General features: G+C 66.4%; 16 protein-coding genes and 1 tRNA gene. 5 read left to right on the top strand and 12 right to left on the bottom strand.

What is annotated here, in order from left to right:
• The first annotated feature begins 2 nt into the window (after positions 1–2).
• Entirely contained in the window at positions 3–254 is a 252-nt protein-coding gene (locus P0Y52_07530) for a hypothetical protein (GenBank protein WEK59380.1), read from the top strand.
• Between the two features lie 22 nt (positions 255–276).
• Here the strand turns inward: P0Y52_07530 and P0Y52_07535 are convergent, their stop codons facing one another.
• Both P0Y52_07535 and P0Y52_07540 read right to left on the bottom strand, forming a co-directional pair.
• Entirely contained in the window at positions 277–1,719 is a 1,443-nt protein-coding gene (locus tag P0Y52_07535) for a UdgX family uracil-DNA binding protein (GenBank protein WEK59381.1), read from the bottom strand.
• Positions 1,719–2,960 (bottom strand): putative DNA modification/repair radical SAM protein, encoded by a 1,242-nt coding sequence (locus P0Y52_07540; GenBank protein WEK59382.1) that lies wholly within the window; start codon positions 2,958–2,960, stop codon positions 1,719–1,721. The genes P0Y52_07535 and P0Y52_07540 overlap by 1 nt, the downstream gene beginning before the upstream one ends.
• Positions 2,961–3,111: 151 nt before the next feature.
• Between P0Y52_07540 and P0Y52_07545 the strand changes: the two genes are divergently transcribed.
• Positions 3,112–4,131, top strand: a complete 1,020-nt coding sequence (locus P0Y52_07545; GenBank protein WEK59383.1) for a ligase-associated DNA damage response exonuclease — start codon at positions 3,112–3,114, stop codon at positions 4,129–4,131.
• Positions 4,131–5,735: a cisplatin damage response ATP-dependent DNA ligase gene (locus P0Y52_07550; GenBank protein ID WEK59384.1), complete on the top strand. Its 1,605-nt coding sequence runs from the start codon at positions 4,131–4,133 to the stop codon at positions 5,733–5,735. The genes P0Y52_07545 and P0Y52_07550 overlap by 1 nt, the downstream gene beginning before the upstream one ends.
• Positions 5,736–5,751: 16 nt before the next feature.
• Here P0Y52_07550 and P0Y52_07555 read toward each other — a convergent pair whose 3' ends face one another.
• Positions 5,752–6,879, bottom strand: a complete 1,128-nt coding sequence (locus P0Y52_07555; GenBank protein ID WEK59385.1) for an FAD-binding oxidoreductase — start codon at positions 6,877–6,879, stop codon at positions 5,752–5,754.
• Between the two features lie 263 nt (positions 6,880–7,142).
• Between P0Y52_07555 and P0Y52_07560 the strand changes: the two genes are divergently transcribed.
• Positions 7,143–9,584: a ligase-associated DNA damage response DEXH box helicase gene (locus tag P0Y52_07560; protein WEK59458.1), complete on the top strand. Its 2,442-nt coding sequence runs from the start codon at positions 7,143–7,145 to the stop codon at positions 9,582–9,584.
• An 11-nt stretch (positions 9,585–9,595) separates the two neighbouring features.
• Positions 9,596–10,330 (top strand): ligase-associated DNA damage response endonuclease PdeM, encoded by a 735-nt coding sequence (gene pdeM, locus P0Y52_07565; protein WEK59459.1) that lies wholly within the window; start codon positions 9,596–9,598, stop codon positions 10,328–10,330.
• Between the two features lie 7 nt (positions 10,331–10,337).
• Here the strand turns inward: pdeM and P0Y52_07570 are convergent, their stop codons facing one another.
• From P0Y52_07570 to clpX, 9 genes are all read right to left on the bottom strand, one after another.
• Complete coding sequence (locus P0Y52_07570) at positions 10,338–10,973, bottom strand: hemerythrin domain-containing protein (GenBank protein ID WEK59386.1); 636 nt, start codon at positions 10,971–10,973, stop codon at positions 10,338–10,340.
• A gap of 124 nt (positions 10,974–11,097) precedes the next feature.
• On the bottom strand, positions 11,098–12,237 hold the full coding sequence (locus P0Y52_07575; protein WEK59387.1) for a hybrid sensor histidine kinase/response regulator: 1,140 nt from the start codon (positions 12,235–12,237) through the stop codon (positions 11,098–11,100).
• Positions 12,234–12,809, bottom strand: coding sequence for a chemotaxis protein CheB (locus tag P0Y52_07580; protein WEK59388.1), 576 nt, complete (start codon positions 12,807–12,809; stop codon positions 12,234–12,236). The genes P0Y52_07575 and P0Y52_07580 overlap by 4 nt, the downstream gene beginning before the upstream one ends.
• Positions 12,806–13,654 carry a protein-glutamate O-methyltransferase CheR gene (locus P0Y52_07585; protein ID WEK59389.1) on the bottom strand — a complete coding sequence of 283 codons (849 nt, stop codon included), beginning with the start codon at positions 13,652–13,654 and terminating at the stop codon, positions 12,806–12,808. The genes P0Y52_07580 and P0Y52_07585 overlap by 4 nt, the downstream gene beginning before the upstream one ends.
• Complete coding sequence (locus P0Y52_07590) at positions 13,639–17,055, bottom strand: response regulator (GenBank protein WEK59460.1); 3,417 nt, start codon at positions 17,053–17,055, stop codon at positions 13,639–13,641. Before P0Y52_07590 ends, P0Y52_07585 begins: the two co-directional genes overlap by 16 nt.
• A 219-nt stretch (positions 17,056–17,274) precedes the next feature.
• A tRNA-Val gene (locus tag P0Y52_07595) sits at positions 17,275–17,351 on the bottom strand.
• A gap of 41 nt (positions 17,352–17,392) precedes the next feature.
• The gene (locus tag P0Y52_07600) at positions 17,393–17,668 is read right to left on the bottom strand and encodes an HU family DNA-binding protein (GenBank protein WEK59390.1); all 276 of its coding nucleotides are present in this window, start codon (positions 17,666–17,668) and stop codon (positions 17,393–17,395) included.
• Between the two features lie 139 nt (positions 17,669–17,807).
• Positions 17,808–20,207 carry an endopeptidase La gene (gene lon, locus P0Y52_07605; GenBank protein ID WEK59391.1) on the bottom strand — a complete coding sequence of 800 codons (2,400 nt, stop codon included), beginning with the start codon at positions 20,205–20,207 and terminating at the stop codon, positions 17,808–17,810.
• A gap of 362 nt (positions 20,208–20,569) precedes the next feature.
• The gene (gene clpX / locus P0Y52_07610; GenBank protein ID WEK59392.1) at positions 20,570–21,838 is read right to left on the bottom strand and encodes an ATP-dependent Clp protease ATP-binding subunit ClpX; all 1,269 of its coding nucleotides are present in this window, start codon (positions 21,836–21,838) and stop codon (positions 20,570–20,572) included.
• Positions 21,839–21,913: the final 75 nt, after the last annotated feature.

Genomic DNA, 21,913 nt, shown 5'->3' on the forward strand with positions numbered 1-21,913 from the left:
GCGTGATTTCATACTATTGCATCGTTAACATGCCCGGCGTTCCGGCGCGTGAAATTCGGGTTCTGGACGCCTGCGACGACGCCGGCGCCCGACGGGCCCTGGGTCCGGTCATGGCGGAATGGTTCGGCTTCTCGACGCTATGCCTCTACCACGGCGAGCGCCTGATCGAGGTGAGGAGCAATCCCCAACTCGGCTTCCCTTCAGACCCTCTGCTGCCCGGCGCCCTCACGCAGGAGCTCGACGCCGCCGCCTGAGACGCCGCCCCCGCGCGTCCTTTCAGCCCGATCCGACCGCCTTCCTGGCGGCCCGCAAATCCGCGACAAAGGCGTCTCGCTCTCTGGACCGCGCCTCGGCGTCCGGCAGGCGCAGGATATAGGCCGGGTGAACTGTCAGCAGGATCGGAGCGCTGTCGGGCGCCTCGACCACCCGCCCCCGCTCCGCCTGGATCGCAGGTTTTCTTCCCAGCAGCGCCAGCCCCGCCGTGGTGCCCAAAGCCAGGATCAGACGGGGCTTCACCAGCCGCCGCTCCTGATCCAGCCACCAGCGGCAGGCCTGGACCTCGCCCGCGTTCGGCGTTCTGTGCAGTCTGCGTTTGCCGCGCGGCTCATACTTGAAGTGCTTGACCGCATTGGTCAGGTAAACCCCGGAGCGATCAATGCCCGCTTCGGCCAGGGCGGCGTCGAGAACCTGACCGGCTGGCCCGACGAAAGGCTGGCCTGCCAGGTCTTCCTGATCCCCCGGCTGCTCGCCGACAATCATCAGCCGCGCCTCGTGCGGTCCCCGTCCGCAAACGCCCTGGGTCGCATCCCGCCATAGAGGGCAGCGACGGCAGTTCTGCAGCCCTCGCTCCAGATCCGCCAGGTCCGCGGCGACAAGGTCATCGGTCGAGGTTCGATCGACGGTCGGTGCGCGCAGACGCTGGAACTTCTCATTGGGCGGGGGCGAAGGTTCGGAGACCATGACCTCGGTGCGGGTCGCCGCCGAGGCCACCAGTCCGGGGATCAGGGACGCCTCGGGCAGGTTCTTCCAGTACCGCTTCGGCATCTCCGACTGCATCATGCGCGTGCGCAGACGCGCCGGATTGAAGGTCGAAGCGTAGTAGGTGCGCCAGAAATCCTCGACCTCGTCCTCCTGCGGCGCCTCGTCCTGACGACCGGGCGGACCAAAGGTCAGGGCCTCGCCGTCCCAATGAGCAGTCCCGTCGGGCGTCAGGATCGACCACCGCATGGTGCTGAACCGCCGCGCGAAAAAGGGCGCCGTCTTCTCCAGCACGCGATGCGCCGGCTCGAACCAGGCGACCCAGCGCTCGCCGTCCGCATCCCTCGTCTCGCGAAATCGGACGAAGGCCTTCATCTTGTGCGCCGCGCGGTGAACATTCTTCACCCGTTCGGCCGCCGCTGCGACATCGGGATCGGACACCACCCGCATCAGATCGGGCTCGCCCTGCAGCCGCCACAGCAGCCGATACATCAAGTCAAAGCGATCCGGCGCGCGGTGCAGGATCAGGTCGCCTGCCGTGTCCAGGAAGGCGCGCGGGACGGCGAAGGCTTCACCCTGCGGCGGCGGCGTCTCGATGTCCGACCCGAACAGCCCGCCCTGCACCGCCTTTCCGGCGACGAAGCATGCGCCGGCGGGTTCGACGCCGCCGAGACGCAACGCCCGCGCCCCCGCCTTCCACCCCGCGAAATCCGTCTCGCTGGCCAGAACCACCCTATGCATCAGAACAGGCTCAACTGTTCCGGGGCCCGCTGCGGCGCCAGCCGCGCGCGCAGGTCCTCCGCATCCGTCAAACCGCCCGGCGTCCAGTCGAGGGCGATGATCCAGGGCCGCACCTTGTCGATCGACCGCGTCAACCGCGCCACGTCTTCCAGCCGCAAGGTGCGATAGCGCCGGACTGACAGGATGCGATCCACCGCCTTCACCCCCAGCCCCGGTACGCGCAACAGGTCTTCGCGCGCCGCCAGATTGACGTCGGTGGGGAAGATGTCGCGACGCTTCAGCGCCCAGGCCAGCTTGGGATCGACCGCCAGATCCAGCATGCCGTCCGATGCCCCCTCCCCGATCTCGGGCGCGCTGAAGCCATAGAAGCGCATCAGCCAGTCGGCCTGATACAACCGATGCTCCCGCATCAGCGGCGGTTTCGACAGCGGCAGGATGCTGGAACTGTCGGGAATAGGACTGAAGGCCGAATAATAGACGCGGCGCAGGCCATAGCCGCCATAGAGAGAGGCGCTACGGTCGAGGATTTCCGTGTCCGGCGCCCCGTCCGCGCCGACGATCAACTGCGTCGACTGACCGGCGGGCGCAAAAGCGGGCGGCCGATGCCGGTCGCGCTTCTCCGGCTTGGCCGCTTCCAGCCTCAGCCGCACCTGTCCCATGGTCTTGCGGATCAGGCGGACGTCCTTCTCCGGCGCCAGCCGCCCCAGGGCCTCGTCGCGCGGCAGCTCGATATTGGCCGACAGCCGGTCGGCATACCGCCCCGCCAGCGCCACCAGCCGTTCATCCGCCTCCGGGATGAGCTTCAGATGGATATAGCCGCGAAAGTCATGATCCTCGCGCAGACGGCGCGCGACCTCGACCAGTTGCTCCATCGTATAGTCGCCCGAGCGCACGACACCGGACGATAGAAACAGCCCCTCGATATAGTTGCGCTTGTAGAAGGCCAGGGTCAGATCGACGACCTCGTCCACCGTGAACCGCGCCCGTTCGACGTTCGAGGACGAGCGGTTGATGCAATAGACGCAGTCATAGATGCAGAAATTGGTCAGCAGGATCTTCAACAGGCTGACGCAGCGCCCGTCCGGCGTATAGGCGTGGCAGATGCCCATGCCCTCGGTCGAGCCTACGCCCTTGCCGTCGAGAGAGTTGCGCTTAGGCGCGCCGGACGACGCGCACGAGGCGTCATACTTGGCCGCATCGGACAGGATGGAGAGCTTTCGCCTGAGTTCAATACGGGCCATATGTTCATGATATGTTCCGAGATCCGAAAGGTCCAGCGTGGCCGTATGATGGAGACGACGGCGGAACCCTGACCTTCATGGCTCCGTTTCCCTGCCCTGTTCAGGGCCGGGCCCTGATGTCCGACTGGCCTTGAAAGCGACCCTCACGCGCATGTCCCTGCCCGATCACGCTTTCGCCTCGGTCCTGCGACCAACGCCTGGCGGCCTATGGTGCCAGGAAGGCGACTTCTACATCGACCCGCCGCGCCCGGTGGATCGGGCCGTCATCACCCACGGTCACGCCGACCATGCGCGTGCCGGCCACGGCGCCGTCCTGGCCACGCCCGAGACCCTGGCCATCATGGGCGAGCGCTACGGCGCCGACTTCGCAGGGCAAACACAAGCCCTGGCCTATGGCGAACGGCTCCAAGTGGGCGGCGTCGAGGTGTCGCTGGCCCCCGCCGGGCACGTCCTCGGCTCGGCCCAGGCGACAGTGCGCCACGGCGGTGTGACCATCACCGCCTCGGGCGATTACAAGCGTCGGCGCGACCCGACCTGCGCCGCCTTCGAGCCGGTGCCCAGCGACGTCTTCATCACCGAGGCCACCTTCGGCCTGCCGGTCTTTCGCCATCCGCCCGACACGCAGGAGATCGGCCGCCTGCTGCGCTCCGTCCAGCAGTTCCCAGAGCGCGCCCATCTGGTCGGCGCCTACGCCCTGGGCAAGGCCCAGCGGGTCATCCGGTTGCTGCGCGAGGCCGGCTATGACGAGACCATCTATGTCCACGGCGCGCTCGAACGGCTGAACCGTCTTTACGAGCATTTCGGCGTCGATCTGGGACCTCTGGCCCCGGCGACCGGATCAAAGGCCGACTTCGCCGGGCGTATCGTCGTCGCCCCGCCCTCCGCCATCGCCGACCGCTGGAGCCGACGCTTCCCCGATCCTGTCACCGCCTTCGCCTCGGGCTGGATGAGCGTGCGGGCGCGGGTGCGCCAGCGCGGCGTCGAACTGCCGCTGATCCTGTCCGACCACGCCGACTGGGACGAGCTGACCGCCACCCTGACCGAACTCTCACCTCAGGAGATCTGGATCACCCACGGCCGCGACGACGCCCTGCGCCGCTGGGCCGAACTGCAGGGGCTTTCGGCCCGCGCCCTTCACCTGGTCGGTTATGAAGACGAGGACGACGACTGATGCGCGCCTTCGCCGCCCTGCTCGACCGACTGTCCTTCACAGCCTCGCGCAACGCCAAGCTCCGGCTGATCCGCGATCATCTGGCCGATGCGCCCGATCCCGACCGGGGCTGGGCCCTGGCCGCCCTGACCGGCGCCCTGTCCTTCACCGCCGCCAAGCCCGCCATGATCCGACAGGTGGTCGAGGGACGCGTCGACGCCGAACTGTTCCGCCTCTCCTACGACTATGTCGGCGACCTGGCCGAGACGGTCGCCCTGATCTGGCCCGCGCGTCACGGCGCCAACCGCGAGCCCGAACTGTCCGAGGTGGTAGATACCCTGAACACAGCCAAGCGCGCCGAGGTACAGGGCCTGCTGGAAGGGTGGCTGGACGCTCTCGACGCCGACGGACGCTGGGCCTTGCTGAAGCTCGTGACGGGCGGTTTGCGCGTCGGCGTGTCGGCGCGGCTGGCCTGGCAGGCGGCGGCGGACTTCGGCGGCGTCGAGGTCGCAGATATTCAGGAGGTCTGGCACGCGCAGAGCCCGCCCTACGCCGACCTTCTAGCCTGGCTGGACGGCAAGACCGAGCGCCCCTCGGCCATGGCGCACGGCCGCTTTCGCCCCGTCATGCTGGCCCAGCCGATTGACGAAACCATCGACCTGCCCAGGCTGGACCCCGCCGCCTACGCCGCCGAATGGAAATGGGACGGCATCCGGGTTCAGGCCGTCAGCGAGGGCGGAGTCAAACGCCTCTACAGCCGCACCGGCGAAGATGTATCTGGCGCCTTTCCCGATGTCGTCTCCGCCCTGACCTATGAGGGGGTCATCGACGGTGAGCTTCTGGTGCTGCGCGACGGACGGGCCGCCCCCTTCGGCGACCTGCAACAACGGCTGAACCGCAAGACCGCCGACGCCAAGCTGATGGTCAGCCATCCTGCCGGCATACGCGCCTACGATCTGCTGGCGGCCGACGGCGAAGACTTACGCGCCCTGCCCTTCGTCGAGCGCCGCGCGCGGTTGGAGGCCTTTGTCGCCGCCGCCGGGTCAGACCGCATCGACCTGTCGCCCTTGGTGCCGTTCGAGACCTGGGACGCCCTCGCCGCCCAGCGGGCCGAGCCGCCGTCGGGCGACGCACAAGCCGCTGAGGGGCTGATGTTGAAACGACTGGACAGCGTCTATGAAGCCGGTCGCCCCAAGGGGCCGTGGTTCAAATGGAAGCGCGATCCGCACCTGATCGACGCCGTGCTGATGTACGCCCAGCGCGGCCACGGCAAACGCTCCAGCTTCTATTCCGACTACACCTTCGGCGTCTGGACCGAGGACGCGGACGGCATCCATGTGCTGACCCCGGTCGGCAAGGCCTACTTCGGCTTCACCGACGAAGAGCTGAAGCAGCTCGACAAGTTCGTGCGCGACCACACGATCGACCGCTTCGGTCCCGTCCGCTCCGTCACGGCCACGCGCGAGTTCGGCCTGGTGCTGGAGGTCGCCTTTGAGGGCCTGCAGCGCTCCAAGCGCCACAAGTCCGGCGTCGCCATGCGCTTTCCCCGCATCAGCCGCATCCGCTGGGACAAGCCGGCCAAGGAGGCGGACGAACTGGCGACCCTCGAACGGATGCTGGATTAGCCCGCGCCCCGCCCTGTCAGCGACGATAGAGATCGGCGTCCGGGTCATTCTGGCCCCTCAGGGCGGTCGCGACCACCTGGCTGGCGATCACAGAATAGGTGATGCCGTTGCCGCCGAACCCCATCACCGCCCAGGCGTGATCCAAACCCTCCACCGGCGCGATATGGGGAAGCCCCGTCGCGCTTTCGCCAAAGGCGCCCGCCCAGACATAGTCGACCTCCATCTCCACCTCGGGCAGAAGCCGCTTCACATTGGCCAGGATTCGGTCGCGCTTTTTGTGCATCAGCGCGGGGTCCGCATGCGCGGTCGCCGAGGCCTCGTCCTCGCCGCCGACGATCAAGCGCCCGTCTCGACTCGTGCGCATGTAGAGGTAGGGATCAGCTCCTTCCCAGACCATGGTCTCGCTCAGCCAGGCCGGAAGGTTTGCTCCCGGCTTGGAGGCCAGAGCCCAGGTCGAAATCACCTCGGAATCCGGCGCCGAGACGCCCTCCGGCCGCTCATAACCGCAGCAGAAGACCACCGCCGACGCCCGCACGGCCAGGCCCTCGTCGGTCAGCAGCGTGACCCCGTCCGGGTCGGACGCCGCCTGCATGACCTTGACCGGCGAATAGATCCGCGCGCCCCGTCCCGCTGCGCGCCGAAGCAAGCCAGCCGCCAGCTGGGCCGGATCGGCGCTGGCCGAGCCCCCGCTCAGAATGGCCCCTGTCCGCTCGACGCCGAACTGCTCCCCCAGTTCGGCCGCCGTCAGGAACCGGCTGTCCAGCCCGATCACCGCCCGCGCCTCGGCCTCCGCCTCCAGCGCTCGCCGCCCATAGGCGTCGCCAGCCAGATAGAGGGCCTTTCGGGGCTGAAACCCGCATCGAATCTGCTCGTCGGCCACGATACGCCCAAGGTCGTCCACCACCCTTCGGGACCGCAGATAGGCCCGTCGGGCGTCGGCCTGCCCGATTTTCCTGGCCAGCGCCGTCAACGGCAGGTCGATCTCCCATTGCAGGAGCGCGGTCGAGGCGAGGGTCGACCCCGTCAGCGGGGGGCGGCGATCCAGAACCGCCACCTCATGATCCCGCGACAGCTCATGGGCCATCAGCGCGCCGCTGATCCCGGCGCCGACAATAGCGACGTCGACCGAGATCGCCTGCTTCAAGGGGCGAGCCGGCACGCCAAGGAAAGCACTGTCGGCCCATAGGGAGCGGCCGCTCCTCAAATCTCGTTTCCGGGTCAGTCCCGCCATTCGCCCTTCTCTCCAAGCCTTGCTTTGAGACCGGACGACGGAACGCGCCTTGTGGGCGAGGGTTGCTCTCGTCCAGGCCTTGGCGAGGCCCGGCCTCAGTCTCGATCTCCGATGCAGAGGTGAAACAGAACAAGAACGCGCCTATATTCGACTTCCTGCCCCTGGGATCATCACGCTTGGACACCTGCGACCTCGCCTCCGACCGGCTGCCGCCCCGCTTCCGTGACTGGTTCGCCAGCCGCGGCTGGTCGGCGCGCGCGCACCAACTGGCCATGATCGAGAAGGCTGAGCTGGGCTCCGACGTGCTGCTGATCGCCCCAACCGGGGGCGGCAAAACCCTGGCCGGATTTCTGCCCAGCCTGATCGACCTGGCCGAGCGCGGGCCGCGCAACGGGCCGAAATCCCTGCACACCCTCTATATCTCGCCGCTCAAGGCTCTGGCCGTGGATGTCGAGCGCAACCTGCTGACGCCGGTGCGCGAGATGGACCTGCCCATCGTGGTCGAATCCCGCACCGGCGACACCGGCCAGGCCCGCCGCCAGCGCCAGCGGATCGCCCCGCCCGACATCCTGCTGACCACCCCGGAACAACTGGCGCTCTTTTGCGCCTGGGAAGGGGCGCGCGACTATTTCGAGAATCTGCGCTGCGTGGTGATCGACGAGATCCACGCCGTCTACGGCTCAAAGCGCGGCGACCTGCTGGCGCTGGGCCTCGCCCGTTTGCGAAGCTTCTCACCCCATTTGCGCTGCGTCGGCCTGTCGGCCACGGTGGATGATCCGGCGCGCGTGCGGCGCTGGCTGTCGGATCGCGGCGACGATCTGGTCATGGGCCAGCCCGGCGCCCCGCCTCAGCTGGAGGTTCTGCTGTCCGAGAACCGCGTCCCCTGGGCCGGTCACACCGCTCAGCACGCCATGGCCGAGGTCTATGAGACCATCAAGACAGCGGGGACCACCCTGGTCTTCGTCAACACCCGCTGGCAGGCCGAGTTCGCTTTTCAGGAGCTGTGGCGGCTGAACGACGACAATCTGCCCATCGCCCTGCACCACGGCAGCCTGTCCGCCGAACAGCGCCGCCGGGTCGAGGCGGCCATGGCGCGCAACGAACTGCGCGCCGTCGTCTGCACCTCGACGCTGGACCTCGGCATCGACTGGGGGGCGGTCGATCTGGTCATCCAGTTGGCGGCGCCCAAGGGCTCATCGCGACTGGTTCAACGCATCGGCCGGGCCAATCACCGGCTGGACGACCCCTCTCGCGCCGTGCTCGTACCCGCCAGCCGGTTCGAAATGCTCGAATGTCAGGCGGCGGCTGAGGCCGTGGCGGACAATGCCCTAGACGGCGATCCGCCGCGCGTCGGCGCGCGCGACGTCCTGGCCCAGCACGTCATGGGCTGCGCCTGCTCCGAGCCCTTCGACCTTGTAGCCCTCTATGAGGAAGTGATCCGCGCCGCGCCCTACGCCGGGCTGACATGGGAGGCCTGGGAGCAGGTGGTCGATTTCGTTTCGACCGGCGGCTATGCGCTCAAGACCTATGATCGCTTTCGTCGCATCATCCGCGGCCTCGACGGGCTGTGGCGGGTGCGGAACGAAGAGACGGCGCGACGACACCGGATGAATGTCGGCGTCATCGTCACCTCCCAGACGCTGAATATCCGTCTGCCAGGCCGTCGCGGATCAGGCCGCATGATCGGTCAGGCCGAGGAGTGGTATTTTGAACAGTTGTCGCCCGGCGACAGCTTCCTCTTTGCGGGCCAGGTCTGGCGTTTCGAGGGGGTCGAGGGGACCGACGCCATCGTCACCCGCTCGACCTCGGACGAGCCCAAGGTCCCCAGCTGGGGCGGTTCGAAATTCCCCCTGTCCACCTATCTCGCCAAGCGTGTGCGGAAAATGATGAGCGACGAGGCCGCCTGGTCGCGTCTGCCGCCCGATGTCTGCGAATGGCTGCACGCGCAGAAGGACCACTCCAGCCTGCCGGGCGAGGACGACCTGCTGGTGGAGACCTTCAGCCGGGGCAAGCGGCATTTCATGGTCTGCTACGCCTTTGAGGGGCGGCTGGCCCACACCACCCTCGCCATGCTGATCACCCGGCGGCTCGACCGGGCCGGGGTGGGCCCGATCGGCTATCTGGCCAACGACTACGCCCTGTGCATCTGGGCCATGCGGCCGATGGAGGGCCTCGATTTCGACGCCCTGTTCGAGCAGGACATGCTGGGCGACGACCTGGAAGCCTGGCTGGACGAGAGCTTCATGATGAAACGCGCCTTCAAGGAATGCGCCCTGATCTCCGGCCTGATCGAGCGGCGCATGCCCGGGCACGAGAAGAACAGCCGCCAGGTCACCTTCTCCGCCGACCTGATCTACGACACCCTGCGCCGTCATGACCCGGATCATCTGCTGTTGTCCTGCGCCCGCGAGGACGCTGCGCGCGGCCTGCTGGACGTGGCGCGTCTGGCTGAGTTGCTGACGCGTATCTCCGGCCGCATACGGGTCGAGCGACTGGCCCGCCTGTCGCCCTTCGCCGTCCCTCTGCTGATGGAGATCGGCAAGGAGCGCGCGCCCGGAACCTCGGCCGCCGACATGATGCTGGAGGACGCCGCCCTGATCCACGAGGCCATGTCTTGACCGTGACGGAGATGGCGGCCGGCAGTCACGACGGGGCCCTGACGGTCCGCCTGGCCGGGGTGGAGGCGACGCTACGGGCGTCCGGCGCTCTATGGCTGGCGCACGAAGCCATGCTGGTCGTCGCTGACCTGCACCTGGAAAAGGGCTCGGCCTATGCCGCCCGGGGACAGATGCTGCCTCCCTACGACACGCGCGAGACGCTGAACCGCCTGGAACAGGAGGTCGCCGCCCTGGCCCCCCGGTCGGTCGTCCTGCTGGGCGACACCCTTCATGACGGCGGCGCCGAAAGCCGGATCGCCGCGCCCGAAAAGGACCGGCTCCGCGCCCTCGCCGCGCGGCTGCGACTGATCTGGGTCTGCGGTAACCACGACCCGGACGGCGCCGGCGACCTGGGCGGCGAAACGGCGGCGGTCGTCCAGGCGGCCGGCCTCACCCTGCGTCACGATCCCTCGCCGCGCCCGGTTCGCGGCGAGGTGGCCGGGCACCTGCATCCTTGCGCCCGCATTCACGGCCCGGCCGGCGGCGTTCGCCGCCGATGCTTCGCTTCCGATGGCCAGCGCCTGATCCTGCCCGCCTTCGGCGCCTACGCCGGAGGCCTGAACCTTCTCGACGCCGCCTTCGCTCCCCTGTTCGAGACTCGTCCCGTCGGCTTCGCGCTGGGCCGCCGCGTCACGCCCCTGCCGCCCGAACGCCTGAAACCCGATCGCTCCCCGCCTCGCGCCTTCCCCGGCAGCTTGCGCGGCTAGGCGGCGATTACGGCTTCAGGCGGATCTTCTTTTCGATCTCTGCGGTCGCCTTCTCTTCCTTCTTTCGCCGATTGAAGACCGCGCGCATGTGGCGGCGGTCCGCGGGCGTCAGCGCCTCTTCTGCAGCGACAAACTGCTCCTGTTCCTCCTCACGAATGTGATGGAGGTATTCGTCGCGCAGGGCGGCGAAACGGCGGAGCCAGCCTGGAGACGCCATGTCTCGTGCGGCGAGATCCGCCAGAAGTTCGTCGATTTCCTTGTGCTCGGCGATGGCGTGGCGCGCGAAGTCAGTGGTGGCGGGATTCCGCAAGACGCTGGACCAGAGGGCCTGCTCCTCGGCGGCGGCATGCGCCTTCAATTCGTAAACCAGTTCTTCGAATAGCCCCTCGCGCTCGGCGGACCCTGGCTGCGTCTCGTGCATCATCGCCAGAAGCGCGCGGTGGCGATCATGATCCTCGACCAGCCGACCGAAGATGTCCGGGTCGCCCCGGAACTTGGTGGCCGGCGTGCTGCCGATCCGTGCGACCAGATCTGGCGCCGATGATCTCGCCTTGGCGATGGCCTCCGCCTTGGCCTTTTCGGGCGTCACGGCGCGCGCGCGTTTCGCTGTCCTGGCGTGGTCCGCCGCCTTCGTCTTCTGCATGAACTGCTCCTGCTCAGGGCCGTCGATCGCCATCGGCGAGCGACAAGCTCTACATTCGCAGTACGAACCTTTCGCCGCCCGACCGGTTCCGAACGGCGAAGGTCGTTCAGGCGCGGCGGCGCGCTTAGCCGGCGACGGGAATCCAGACGGTGAACCGGCTGCCCGCCCCCTGGCCCCCGCTTTCCAGCTCCACGGCGCCCTCGTGCATCTCGACCAGTTCGCGCACCAGGGCGAGGCCGATGCCGAGACCTTCGCTCGACCGGTCGTCCGGCCCGCTCGACTGCGTGAAGAGATCGAAGACGCGGGCCTGCATTTCAGGGGGCACCCCGACGCCGTTGTCGGCGACATCGATACGCACCCGGTCCTCGACCCGGTTCGCCGACACCTCGATGCGGCCCTCAGACGGCGTGTACTTGGCCGCATTGGTCAGCAGATTGCTGACCACCTGGGACAGGCGCGTGAAGTCGCCGTCGAGCCAGATCGGGGCGCCCGGCATGTCGACCGTCAGGTCGTGGCGCCCGGCGTCTATCTTGGGCCGACTGGTGTCGACCGCCGAGTCGATGATGCTCTGAACCGTCACGCGCTCACGCTTCAGTGAGATCTTCCCCTGGTCGATGCGGGCCACGTCCAGCAGATCCTCGATCAACCGCGACAGGTGGTGGGCCTGAACCTCCATCCGGGCGTGGATCAAGGCGTCCTTCTCCGGGTCCTTCTGACGCTCAAGGAGATGAAGCCCCGCCCGGAAGGCCATGACGGGATTGCGCAGTTCATGCCCCAGCATGGCGATGAAGTCGTTCTTGCGACGGTCGGCGGCGCTCAGGGCGGCTGCATAGGCCTTCAGTTCGTCCCGATGGGACTGGATTTCCTGCCGCTGTCGGTAAAGCTCGATGAAGACGTTCGCCTTGCTCTTGAGGATGTCTGTCTCGACTGGCTTCTGGATGAAGTCCACCGCCCCGGCCTCATAGCCCCTGAAGCGTCGCTGCTGATCGGCGCTGCCGGCCGTGACGAAGATGATGGGGATATGGCGTGCATTGGCGTTGCCGCGCATGAACTCCGCGAGCTGAAACCCGTCCATCCCCGGCATCTGGACATCGATCAGGGCGAGGGCGAACTCATGCACCAGCAGAAGCTCCAGCGCCTCGTCGCCCGACCGGGCCTTGAGACAGACCACGCCGTCACGCTTCAGCAGAGCTTCCAGGGCGAGGAGGTTCTCCTCGAGATCGTCCACAAGCAGGAGATGGATCGGCTTCTCCGGGCTAGTCATGCTTGTCCTAGTCCTTTCAGGAATTCGAGAATGCGCGCGAGCGACATCACTTGCGCCGCCGGGCAGGCGCGAAGCGCGGCCTCCGGCATGGGTCGGGCGTAGGCGGACGCCGGATCTTCGACGACAGCGAGACCGCCGGCGGCGGCGACCGCCCTCAGCCCGGCGGCTCCATCTTCATTGGCGCCGGTCAGGACAATCCCGACCAGACCCCCGCCATAGGCGTCGGCGGCGCTTTCAAAGAGGACGTCGATCGACGGGCGCGAATAGTTGACCAATTCATCGGACGACAGGGCCAGGGTTCCGTCCGTCTCCGCCAACAGATGATAGTCGGATGGGGCGAAATAGACCACGCCAGGCTCCACCGGCTCCTTGTCCTCCGCCTCCTTGACGGTCAGCGCGCATTTGGACGCGAACAGGGGCGCCAGCACATTGCTGCGGTCCGCCGGCACATGCAGCACGACCAGGATCGGCAGCGGAAAGTCGCCAGGCAGCGCCGGAAGGATGGCGAGCAGCCCCTGTACGCCACCGGCCGAGGCGCCGATCACGACGGCGCGGGCAGGATCAGGGATCATGGCTCGCGCATCCGGTAGATTTTCTCTTCCGACACGAAGTCCGCAAAGGCCCCGGCGTGCTTCGAGAAGCGCAAGCTCTCCTTGGAGCCGATCCCCAGAAAGCCGCCGCGCGCCAGGGAGTCCTTGAACAGGCCGACGGCGCGGTCCTGAAGCGGACGATCAAAATAGATCATCACATTGCGGCACGAGATCAGCTGCATCTCGCCGAAGACCGCGTCCGACACCAGGCTATGGTCCGAGAAGACGACATTGGCCCTCAGGGACTTGTCGAACACCGCCCGACCATAGTCGGCGGTGTAGTAGTCCGACAGCGAGGTGCGACCGCCGGACTTCTGGTGGTTTTCAGTGAACTTTCGGATGCGATCCAGCGAGTAAACGCCGGCCTCCGCCGCCCGCAGCGCGTCAGGATTGATGTCCGTGGCGTAGAACATCGTCCGGTCGAACAGGCCCTCCTCCCGGAACAGGATGGCGAGTGAATAGACCTCCTCGCCGGCGCTGCATCCCGCGATCCACACCTTCAGGGACGGATAGGTTCTCAGATGCGGCAGCACCTGCTCGCGCAAGGCCCGGAAATAGGCGGGGTCACGGAACATCTCGCTGACCTGGACCGTCAGGAAACCCAAAAGCTGCGGCAGCATCTCCGCGTCGTGCAGGACGCGCTCCTGAAGCGCCGTCAGGCTCGGCAGGCCGAAATGGCTGCGGGCCTGGAGCAGGCGGCGCTTGATGGAGGCTCGCGCATAATGACGGAAGTCATAGTGGTAGCGCTGGAACAGCGCCTCCAGCAGCAACTGGATCTCTATGTCTTCCACCTCGTGGGGGGCGACCGGGCTCAACGCGGCATCCATACACGTACGAGCGACAGCAGCTTGTCCACATCCAGGGGTTTGGCCATGTAGTCGTTGGCCCCCGCCGCAATACAGCGCTCCTGATCGTCGGGCATGGCCTTGGCCGTCAGCATGAGCACCGGCAGGTCGCGCCAGCGCGGGTCCTTCCTCAGCTCGCGCGTGGCGGTCAGGCCGTCCATGACGGGCATCATGACGTCCATCAGGACCAGATCGATGGACTGCGCCGGATCTTCAGCCGACCGCTCCAGGCGTTCGATCGCCTCCTTGCCGTTGCGCGCGATCTCGATGCGGGCGCCGCGCGGTTCCAGCACATTGGTCAGGGAGTAGATGTTGCGCACATCATCCTCGACGATGAGAATCCGCCGGCCTTCCAGCACAGCGTCGCGGTGGCGGGCCTTGCGGATCATCTTCTGCTGTTCGGGCGGCAGTTCCGACACCACCTGGTGCAGGAACAGGGAGACCTCGTCCAGCAGCCGTTCAGGCGACTTGGCGCCCTTGATGATGATGGAGCTGGAATAGCGGCGAAGCTGCTGCTCGTGCTCCGGCGACAGGTCGCGGCCGGTATAGACGATGACCGGCGGATAGCCCTGCCCGCCCTCGCGGCTGAGCGTCTCCAGCAGGGAGAATCCCGACGCGTCCGGCAGGGTCAGGTCCAGCACCATGCAGTCAAATGTCTGGCTCTTGAGTTGCTGCAGACATTCCGCCGCCGTCCCGACACCCACCGTCTCTACATCTCGGGATTCCAGCAGCTTGCTGACCGCCTCGCGCTGAACCACGTCATCCTCGACGATGAGGACGCGACGCATCGTGCGCGTCAGCTTCTCCTCCAGGGTTCGGAGCACCTCGGCCAGGGCCTCGCGCGCCACCGGCTTCATCACATAGCCGATCGCCCCCAGCGACAGCGCGGTCTGGCTGTGATCGTCGGCAGAGACGACATGGATGGGAATATGCCGGGTTTCGTCGTCACGCTTGAGCACATCGAGCACCGTGAGGCCGGACTGGTCGGGCAGGCCGATGTCGAGCACCACGGCGTTGGGCCGATAGCGCTTGGCCAGCTTCACGGCCTCCTCAGCTGTGCCCGCCAGAATGCACTGGAACCCCATCTCGCGCGACAGGTCGCGGACGATGGCGGCGAAGCGGTCGTCGTCCTCCACCACCAGAAGCAGGCGACGCGCCCCCGCCAGATGATCGCGATCATCGTCCAGAGTACGGGCCAGGGGCCTGGATTCCGCCGTCACAGGCGCGGCCGAGGCCGAAGCGCCAGCCGCAGCAGCCACCGGGGCCTCTCGCGACGCAACGTGGGCGGCGTCGTAGGTGCGCGGCAGGGTCAGGGTGAAGACGCTGCCCTCGCCGGGCCGGCTTTCCAGGCGAATACGCCCGCCGAGCAGCCGCGCGAGCTCGCGTGAGATGGACAGGCCCAGACCGGTCCCGCCGTAGCGACGGCTGATGGTGCCGTCCGCCTGCTGGAAAGCTTCGAACACGCTTTTCTGCTGATCCGGGGTGATGCCGATGCCCGTATCCGAAACCGCAAAGGCCACCTCGTCCGCGCCGACCGCCGAAACCGACAGCGTCACCTTGCCCTTCTCGGTGAACTTGAAGGCGTTCGACAGCAGGTTCTTCAGGATCTGCTCTAGCCTTTGGCGATCCGTCTCCAGCGCATCAGCGCCCGATCCCAGGTCGATCTCGAAGGCCAGGCCGCGATCATCGGCCACCGGCTGGAACATCTGCCGAATGTCATCGCCCAGGCGTTGTACGGACACCGCCTCGGGGCGCGCCTGGATATGGCCGGCTTCGATCTTGGACAGGTCCAGAATGTCATTGATCAGGGTCAGCAGATCATTGCCCGAGGACTGGATCGTGCGCGCGTACTTGACCTGCTCCTCCGACAGCGTCTCGTCAGGATTGTCAGCCAGCAGCTTCGACAGGATCAGGAGCGAATTGAGCGGGGTTCGCAGCTCATGGGACATATTGGCCAAGAAGTCGGACTTGTACTGGCTGGCCTGCTCCAGCTCCCGCGCCTTCAGCCCCAGCGCGGCCGATCCCCGTTCCAGATCATCGCGCTGGGTTTCCAGAACCTGAGCCTGTTCCTCCAGCTGGCTGTTGGTCTGTTCCAGTTCCGCCTGCTGCTGTTCCAGCCGCGCCTGGGATTCCTTGAGGGCGCGCCCCTGCTCCTCCAGTTCCTCGTTCGAGACCCGCAGTTCTTCGCTCTGGACCTGAAGCTCCTCGGACTGACGCTGGGTCTCCTCCAGCATGTCCTGCAGACGGGCGCGATAGCGGGCCGAGCGCAACCCGGCGCCGATCAACGGCGCCGTCTCCTCCAGAAGCGCCATCAGACGATCGTCGGGAAGATGCAGGAAGCCGAGTTCGAGGACGGCGTTGACCTCGCCGTCAGCCCGGCCTGGAGCGATGATCAGGTGCCGCGGCCTGTCGCGCCCTAGCGCCGAGCCGATCGTCAGATAGCCCTCGGGCACATCCGGCACGGCCATGGCGCGCCCTTCGGCGGCCACCTGTCCCAACAGGCCCTCGCGCGAGCCGAAACGGTCTGGGATCGGCGCATCGGCCGGAACGCCGAGCGCGGCGACCCGCCGGAAAACGCCGCCCTCCCCCTTGAACAGCGCCGCCGCCTGAACATCGGCGTAGCGCGCCAGATAGGCCAGGATGCTGTTCGCCAGTTGCTCGACCGACTGATCGCCCATCATGGCGTCCGCCAGACCGACCTGCCCCTTGTGAATCCATTCCTGACGCGCACGTTGACGAACGCTCCGTCGGATGAGGGCGTAGATGCCCAAAGTCAGGGCGGCGCCCAGCAGGCCGGACAGGACGCCGCTGATCAAGGCGGTGCGATAGGCCGCATCCATCGCCTCAAGGCGTGCGAGGCGAAGCTTCTGCTCCTCCTGCCGCATCAGATTCACCTGGGCCCGGATGGCGTCCATCTCCGCCTTGCCGCGGTCCGTATTCATCCGGGCGACGGCGGCCTGCAGACCTTCGGTGCGGCGCCCCTGGATTGTAGCCTCCAACTCGCTCATCTTGGCGTCCACGTGCCTGCGGACCTGGCTCAGATGGGCCTGCTGCACCGGATTGTCCTGGGTCAGGCGCGCCACATCCTCCAGACGACGCGTCACCGCGGCCGATGCGATGTCGTAGGGCTGGAGATAAATGGGATTGCCCGTAAGCAGATATCCGCGCTGGCCGGTCTCTGCGTCTTGAACGGTCGACAGAAGGTCGTCGACCGCAACGATCACCTGATGGGTATGAATGATCTGCTGGTTGTTCGCCTTGAGCACCTGGACGTTGAGCCAGGCCACGCCGCTCGTCGCGAGAAAGAAGGCCAGAACCAGTCCCAGCCCTGCTGCGGACCAGGCTTCGGTCTTCGAGCCCGCGGAGGGGCGACGGAACAACATCATCAGCAGTCTGACCTCGGGCAAGCGACGTGAATCTTCCTGCCTAGAGATCGGAGCGCACAGCGCAATAACCTGTGTTGCTTTTTCCAAGCCCGCATCGCGCTCTCAAGGATCGCTGATCCAGAACCTGAATGGCGCAGGGCCACGCCTCCCCTTGGCGGCAAGACACGCCCGCGAGGAAGACCCCAGGGCGGCAAATATCTGACTTTTCTTGAAAATTGGTAGGCGGCGACGGGTTCGAACCGCCGACCCTCTCGGTGTAAACGAGATGCTCTGACCAGCTGAGCTAGCCGCCCTCATGACGCGTGCGTCAGGCGCGCTTCATGCCTGTCTCTGCTCAGCCGTTCAAGGCGCTTTTCAATCCTTCCCCAACCCGAAAGCGGGCGGTGCGCGACGCGGCGCGGGCGATGGTCTCGCCGGTCTGCGGATTGCGGGCGGCGCCGGCCTTGCGATCCACGGCGACAAAGCTGCCGAAGCCCACCAGGCGCACGTCATGCCCGCGCGTCAGCGCAGCCGTCACATTGTCGGTAAAGGCCTCCAGCGCCAGCTTGGCCTGGTCGCGGTTGATGCCCGCCGCCTCGGCCATGACGCCGATCAACTCGGTCTTGTTCATTGGTTCTGCTCCCCAGCATTTTCCCCGGGGCGCACTTAAGAGCTTCCGAGCCGCCGCGTCAAAGACGCTCGCCTCTGAAACGACAACGCGGCCCGGGTCGCCCCGGGCCGCGCGTCGGTCTTCGAAAGCTCAGTCAGCCTCAGTGGCTGACGGCGGTTCCGTCCTGGGTCGGCGCCGCCTGAGGCGCGGGCAGCAGCGGCTCGGCCGCCTCGTCCCATTCCACGGGCGTCAGCGTACCGGTCAGCGCCCACTTCAGCGCCTCATCGGCGGTCGAGATCGGAATGATCTCCAGCGCCGCCTTCACGTTCTCCGGCACATCCTCCAGATCCTTCTCGTTCTCCTGAGGGATCAGCACCGTCTTCACACCCGAACGCAGGGCCGCCAGCAGCTTCTCCTTCAGGCCGCCGATGGCCGTAACCCGGCCGCGCAGGGTGATCTCGCCGGTCATGGCGATGTCCTTGCGGATCGGGATGCCCGTCAGGACCGAGACCATGGCCACGGTCATCGCCACGCCGGCCGAGGGGCCGTCCTTGGGCGTGGCGCCGTCCGGCACGTGGACGTGGATGTCGGTCTTCTCGAACACCGGCGGCTTGACGCCGAAGCTGAGGGCGCGGCTGCGGACGTAGGAGGCGGCGGCGGAGATCGACTCCTTCATCACCTCCTTCAGGTTGCCAGTCACGGTCATGCGACCACGGCCCGGCATCTTGATCGCCTCGATGGTCAGAATGTCGCCGCCGAACTCGGTCCAGGCCAGGCCGGTGACGATGCCCACCTGATCCTCAGCGTCCGTCTCGCCGTAGCGGAACTTCTTCACGCCCGCATATTCGGCCAGCTTGGCCGCGTCGACGGTGATGGAGACGGCCTTGGTCTTGGCCATCTCGCGCACGGCCTTGCGGGCCAAGCCGCCCAGGGCGCGTTCCAGCGAACGCACGCCGGCTTCACGTGTGTAGTAGCGGATCAGGTCGCGGATTGTCTCTTCCGGGACGATCAGCTCGCCTTCCTTCAGGCCGTGATCCTTGAGCTGTTTCGGCAGGACGTGACGCTTGGCGATCTCGACCTTTTCGTCCTCGGTGTAGCCGCTGACCCGGATGATCTCCATCCGGTCCATCAGGGGCTGAGGCATGTTCAGGCTGTTGGCCGTGGTCACGAACATGACCTGCGACAGGTCGTAGTCGACCTCCAGATAGTGGTCGCCGAAGGTCGAGTTCTGGGCCGGGTCCAGCACTTCCAGCAGGGCCGAGGACGGATCCCCGCGCCAGTCGGAGCCCAGCTTGTCGATCTCGTCCAGCAGGACGAAGGCGTTGGTCGTCTTCGCCTTCTTCATCGACTGGATGATCTTGCCGGGCATGGAGCCGATGTAGGTCCGGCGGTGGCCGCGGATCTCGCTCTCGTCGCGCACGCCGCCCAGGGACATGCGGACGTATTCACGCCCCGTCGCCTTGGCGATGGATTGCGCCAGCGAGGTCTTGCCGACGCCGGGAGGACCGACCAGGCACAGGATCGGGCCCTTCAGGTTGCCGGTGCGCGCCTGGACGGCCAGATACTCGATGATCCGTTCCTTGACCTTCTCCAGGCCGTAGTGATCTTCCTCGAGGATGTCCTCGGCCTTTTGCAGGTCGATCGGCTTGGTCTTGGCCTTGCCCCACGGCACGGACAGGAGCCAGTCGAGGTAGTTGCGCACCACGGTCGATTCCGCCGACATCGGCGACATGTTGCGCAGCTTCTTCAGCTCCGCCTCGGCCTTGGTCCGGGCCTCCTTGGACAGCTTGGTCTTGCGGATGCGCTTTTCGAGTTCCAGCAGTTCGTCGCGCGTGTCGTCGGTCTCACCCAGCTCGCGCTGGATCGCCTTCATCTGCTCGTTCAGATAATATTCGCGCTGGGTCTTCTCCATCTGGCGCTTCACGCGCGAGCGGATCTTCTTCTCGACCTGAAGGACGCTGATTTCGCCCTCCATCAGGCCATAGACCTTCTCCAGGCGCGCGGGCACGTCGATGGTTTCCAGCAGGCCCTGCTTGTCGGCGATCTTCACCGACAGGTGGGCGGCCACGCTGTCCGCCAGCTTGGACGGGTCGCTGATCTGGGGGATGGAGCTAAGGGCCTCGGGCGGGACCTTCTTGTTCAGCTTCACATAGTTTTCGAACTGCTCGATCACCGCGCGCAGCAGGGCTTCGCTCTGAGATGCGTCGCCTTCTTCATCGGCGATCTCGACGGCCTCGGCCTCGTAGTAGTCCTCGCGGTCGGTGAACCGGGTCAGGCGCGCACGGCCCTTGCCCTCGACCAGCACCTTCACGGTGCCGTCGGGCAGCTTCAGCAGTTGCAGGACAGTGGCCAGGACGCCGGTCTGATAGATGGCGTCCGCCGCCGGATCGTCGTCGACGGAGTTCTTCTGGGTGGCCAGCAGGATCTGCTTGTCGCCCTTCATGATCTCATCCAGCGCCCGGACGGACTTCTCGCGTCCTACGAACAGCGGCACGACCATGTGCGGAAAGACGACGATGTCTCTCAGCGGCAGGACGGGGAGGATTTTGCTCTCGGTCATGATGCGTACTTTCCTGGGCCATCGGAGATCTCCGGCCCGCCGCCCTGAAACGCCTCGGCGCGAATGCCGGGACTCCTCAGAACGACCCGCCGATTCCGGCGGCTTTCGTGTGAGTATGTGGTTCGTGTGACGCCGTGTTCAAGCGTGGCGGGCGGATGGCCCACAGATGCGTGTTTCGACGGCCACGGTGGACGTCCTGATCGGCCCTCTCCGACACAGAGGCCGGTTCATGCGCTGTTGGCGGCCGGGTAAGTCATCTCCACCGCGGCGGGTCTGTGGCGCCGGGGCCGCAGATCAGGCCGGAACGGCAAAGGGGGCGGGCCGTCGCCGGCGCCGCCCCCTTCCGACTTCACAGCATCCGATCAGGCGGCGCCGTCGGCCTTCTTCTTGGAGCTTTCCGAATAGATCAGCAGCGGCTGGGCGCGGCCTTCGATCACCTCGGCGTTGACCACGACCTCCTCGACGCCTTCGAAGGTCGGCAGTTCGAACATGGTCTCCAGCAGGATGCCTTCCAGGATGGAACGCAGGCCACGGGCTCCGGTCTTGCGGGTGATCGCCTTCTTGGCGACCGCCGACAGGGCGTCGTCGGTGAAGGTCAGCGTCACGTTCTCCATCTCGAACAGGCGCTTGTACTGCTTGACCAGGGCGTTCTTCGGCTCGGTCAGGATGGTGACCAGCGCCGCCTCGTCCAGGTCTTCCAGCGTCGCCAAAACCGGCAGACGGCCGATGAACTCGGGGATCAGGCCGAAGCGCATCAGATCGTCCGGCTCGACGCCCTTGAGGATGTCGCCCGTGCGGCGCTCGTCGATTTCCTTGACCTTGGCGCCGAAGCCGATGGAGGCCCCTGCTCCGCGGGCCGAGATCACCTTCTCCAGGCCGGCGAAGGCGCCGCCGACGATGAACAGGATGTTGGCGGTGTCGACCTGCAGGAACTCCTGCTGCGGGTGCTTGCGGCCGCCTTGCGGAGGCACGGAGGCGACGGTGCCTTCCATGATCTTCAGCAGGGCCTGCTGCACGCCTTCGCCCGACACGTCGCGGGTGATCGACGGGTTGTCCGACTTGCGCGAGATCTTGTCGATTTCGTCGATGTAGACGATGCCGCGCTGAGCCCGCTCGACGTTGTAATCCGACGCCTGAAGCAGCTTCAGGATGATGTTCTCGACATCCTCGCCCACATAACCGGCTTCGGTCAGGGTCGTGGCGTCGGCCATCGTGAACGGCACGTCGATGATGCGCGCCAGGGTCTGGGCCAGCAGCGTCTTGCCCGAGCCGGTCGGCCCGATCAGCATGATGTTCGACTTGGCCAGTTCGACGTCGTTGTTCTTCGTCGCGTGGTTCAGGCGCTTGTAGTGGTTGTGAACGGCGACGCTCAGCACCTTCTTGGCGTGGCTCTGGCCGATCACGTAGTCGTCCAGGACGTCGCGGATCTCCTTCGGAGTCGGCACGCCGTCCTTGGTCGTCTTGAAGGCGATCTTGTGCTCTTCGCGGATGATATCCATGCACAGTTCGACGCATTCATCGCAGATGAACACGGTCGGTCCCGCAATCAGCTTGCGGACTTCGTGCTGGCTCTTGCCGCAGAACGAGCAATAGAGCGTGCTTTTGGCGTCTGTGCCGGCGGCTTTGGTCATAGACCCTTCTCACTCCCGCGATCCGGCCCGACATGGGACGAAAGGCGCTTACCTCGTCATTGATCCGTGAATCTA

The organism is Candidatus Brevundimonas phytovorans, from assembly GCA_029203145.1.
Taxonomy (GTDB): Bacteria; Pseudomonadota; Alphaproteobacteria; order Caulobacterales; family Caulobacteraceae; genus Brevundimonas; species Brevundimonas phytovorans.

Bases quoted from the DNA above. Each gene is read 5' to 3' on its own strand.
- P0Y52_07535 (WEK59381.1), bottom strand. From the start codon at position 1,719: ATGCATAGGGTGGTTCTGGCCAGCGAGACGGATTTCGCGGGGTGGAAG.
- P0Y52_07540 (WEK59382.1), bottom strand. From the start codon at position 2,960: ATGGCCCGTATTGAACTCAGGCGAAAGCTCTCCATCCTGTCCGATGCG.
- P0Y52_07545 (WEK59383.1), top strand. From the start codon at position 3,112: ATGTCCCTGCCCGATCACGCTTTCGCCTCGGTCCTGCGACCAACGCCT.
- P0Y52_07550 (WEK59384.1), top strand. From the start codon at position 4,131: ATGCGCGCCTTCGCCGCCCTGCTCGACCGACTGTCCTTCACAGCCTCG.
- pdeM (WEK59459.1), top strand. From the start codon at position 9,596: ATGGCGGCCGGCAGTCACGACGGGGCCCTGACGGTCCGCCTGGCCGGG.
- P0Y52_07570 (WEK59386.1), bottom strand. From the start codon at position 10,973: ATGCAGAAGACGAAGGCGGCGGACCACGCCAGGACAGCGAAACGCGCG.
- P0Y52_07575 (WEK59387.1), bottom strand. From the start codon at position 12,237: ATGACTAGCCCGGAGAAGCCGATCCATCTCCTGCTTGTGGACGATCTC.
- P0Y52_07580 (WEK59388.1), bottom strand. From the start codon at position 12,809: ATGATCCCTGATCCTGCCCGCGCCGTCGTGATCGGCGCCTCGGCCGGT.
- P0Y52_07585 (WEK59389.1), bottom strand. From the start codon at position 13,654: ATGGATGCCGCGTTGAGCCCGGTCGCCCCCCACGAGGTGGAAGACATA.
- P0Y52_07590 (WEK59460.1), bottom strand. From the start codon at position 17,055: ATGTTGTTCCGTCGCCCCTCCGCGGGCTCGAAGACCGAAGCCTGGTCC.
- P0Y52_07600 (WEK59390.1), bottom strand. From the start codon at position 17,668: ATGAACAAGACCGAGTTGATCGGCGTCATGGCCGAGGCGGCGGGCATC.
- lon (WEK59391.1), bottom strand. From the start codon at position 20,207: ATGACCGAGAGCAAAATCCTCCCCGTCCTGCCGCTGAGAGACATCGTC.
- clpX (WEK59392.1), bottom strand. From the start codon at position 21,838: ATGACCAAAGCCGCCGGCACAGACGCCAAAAGCACGCTCTATTGCTCG.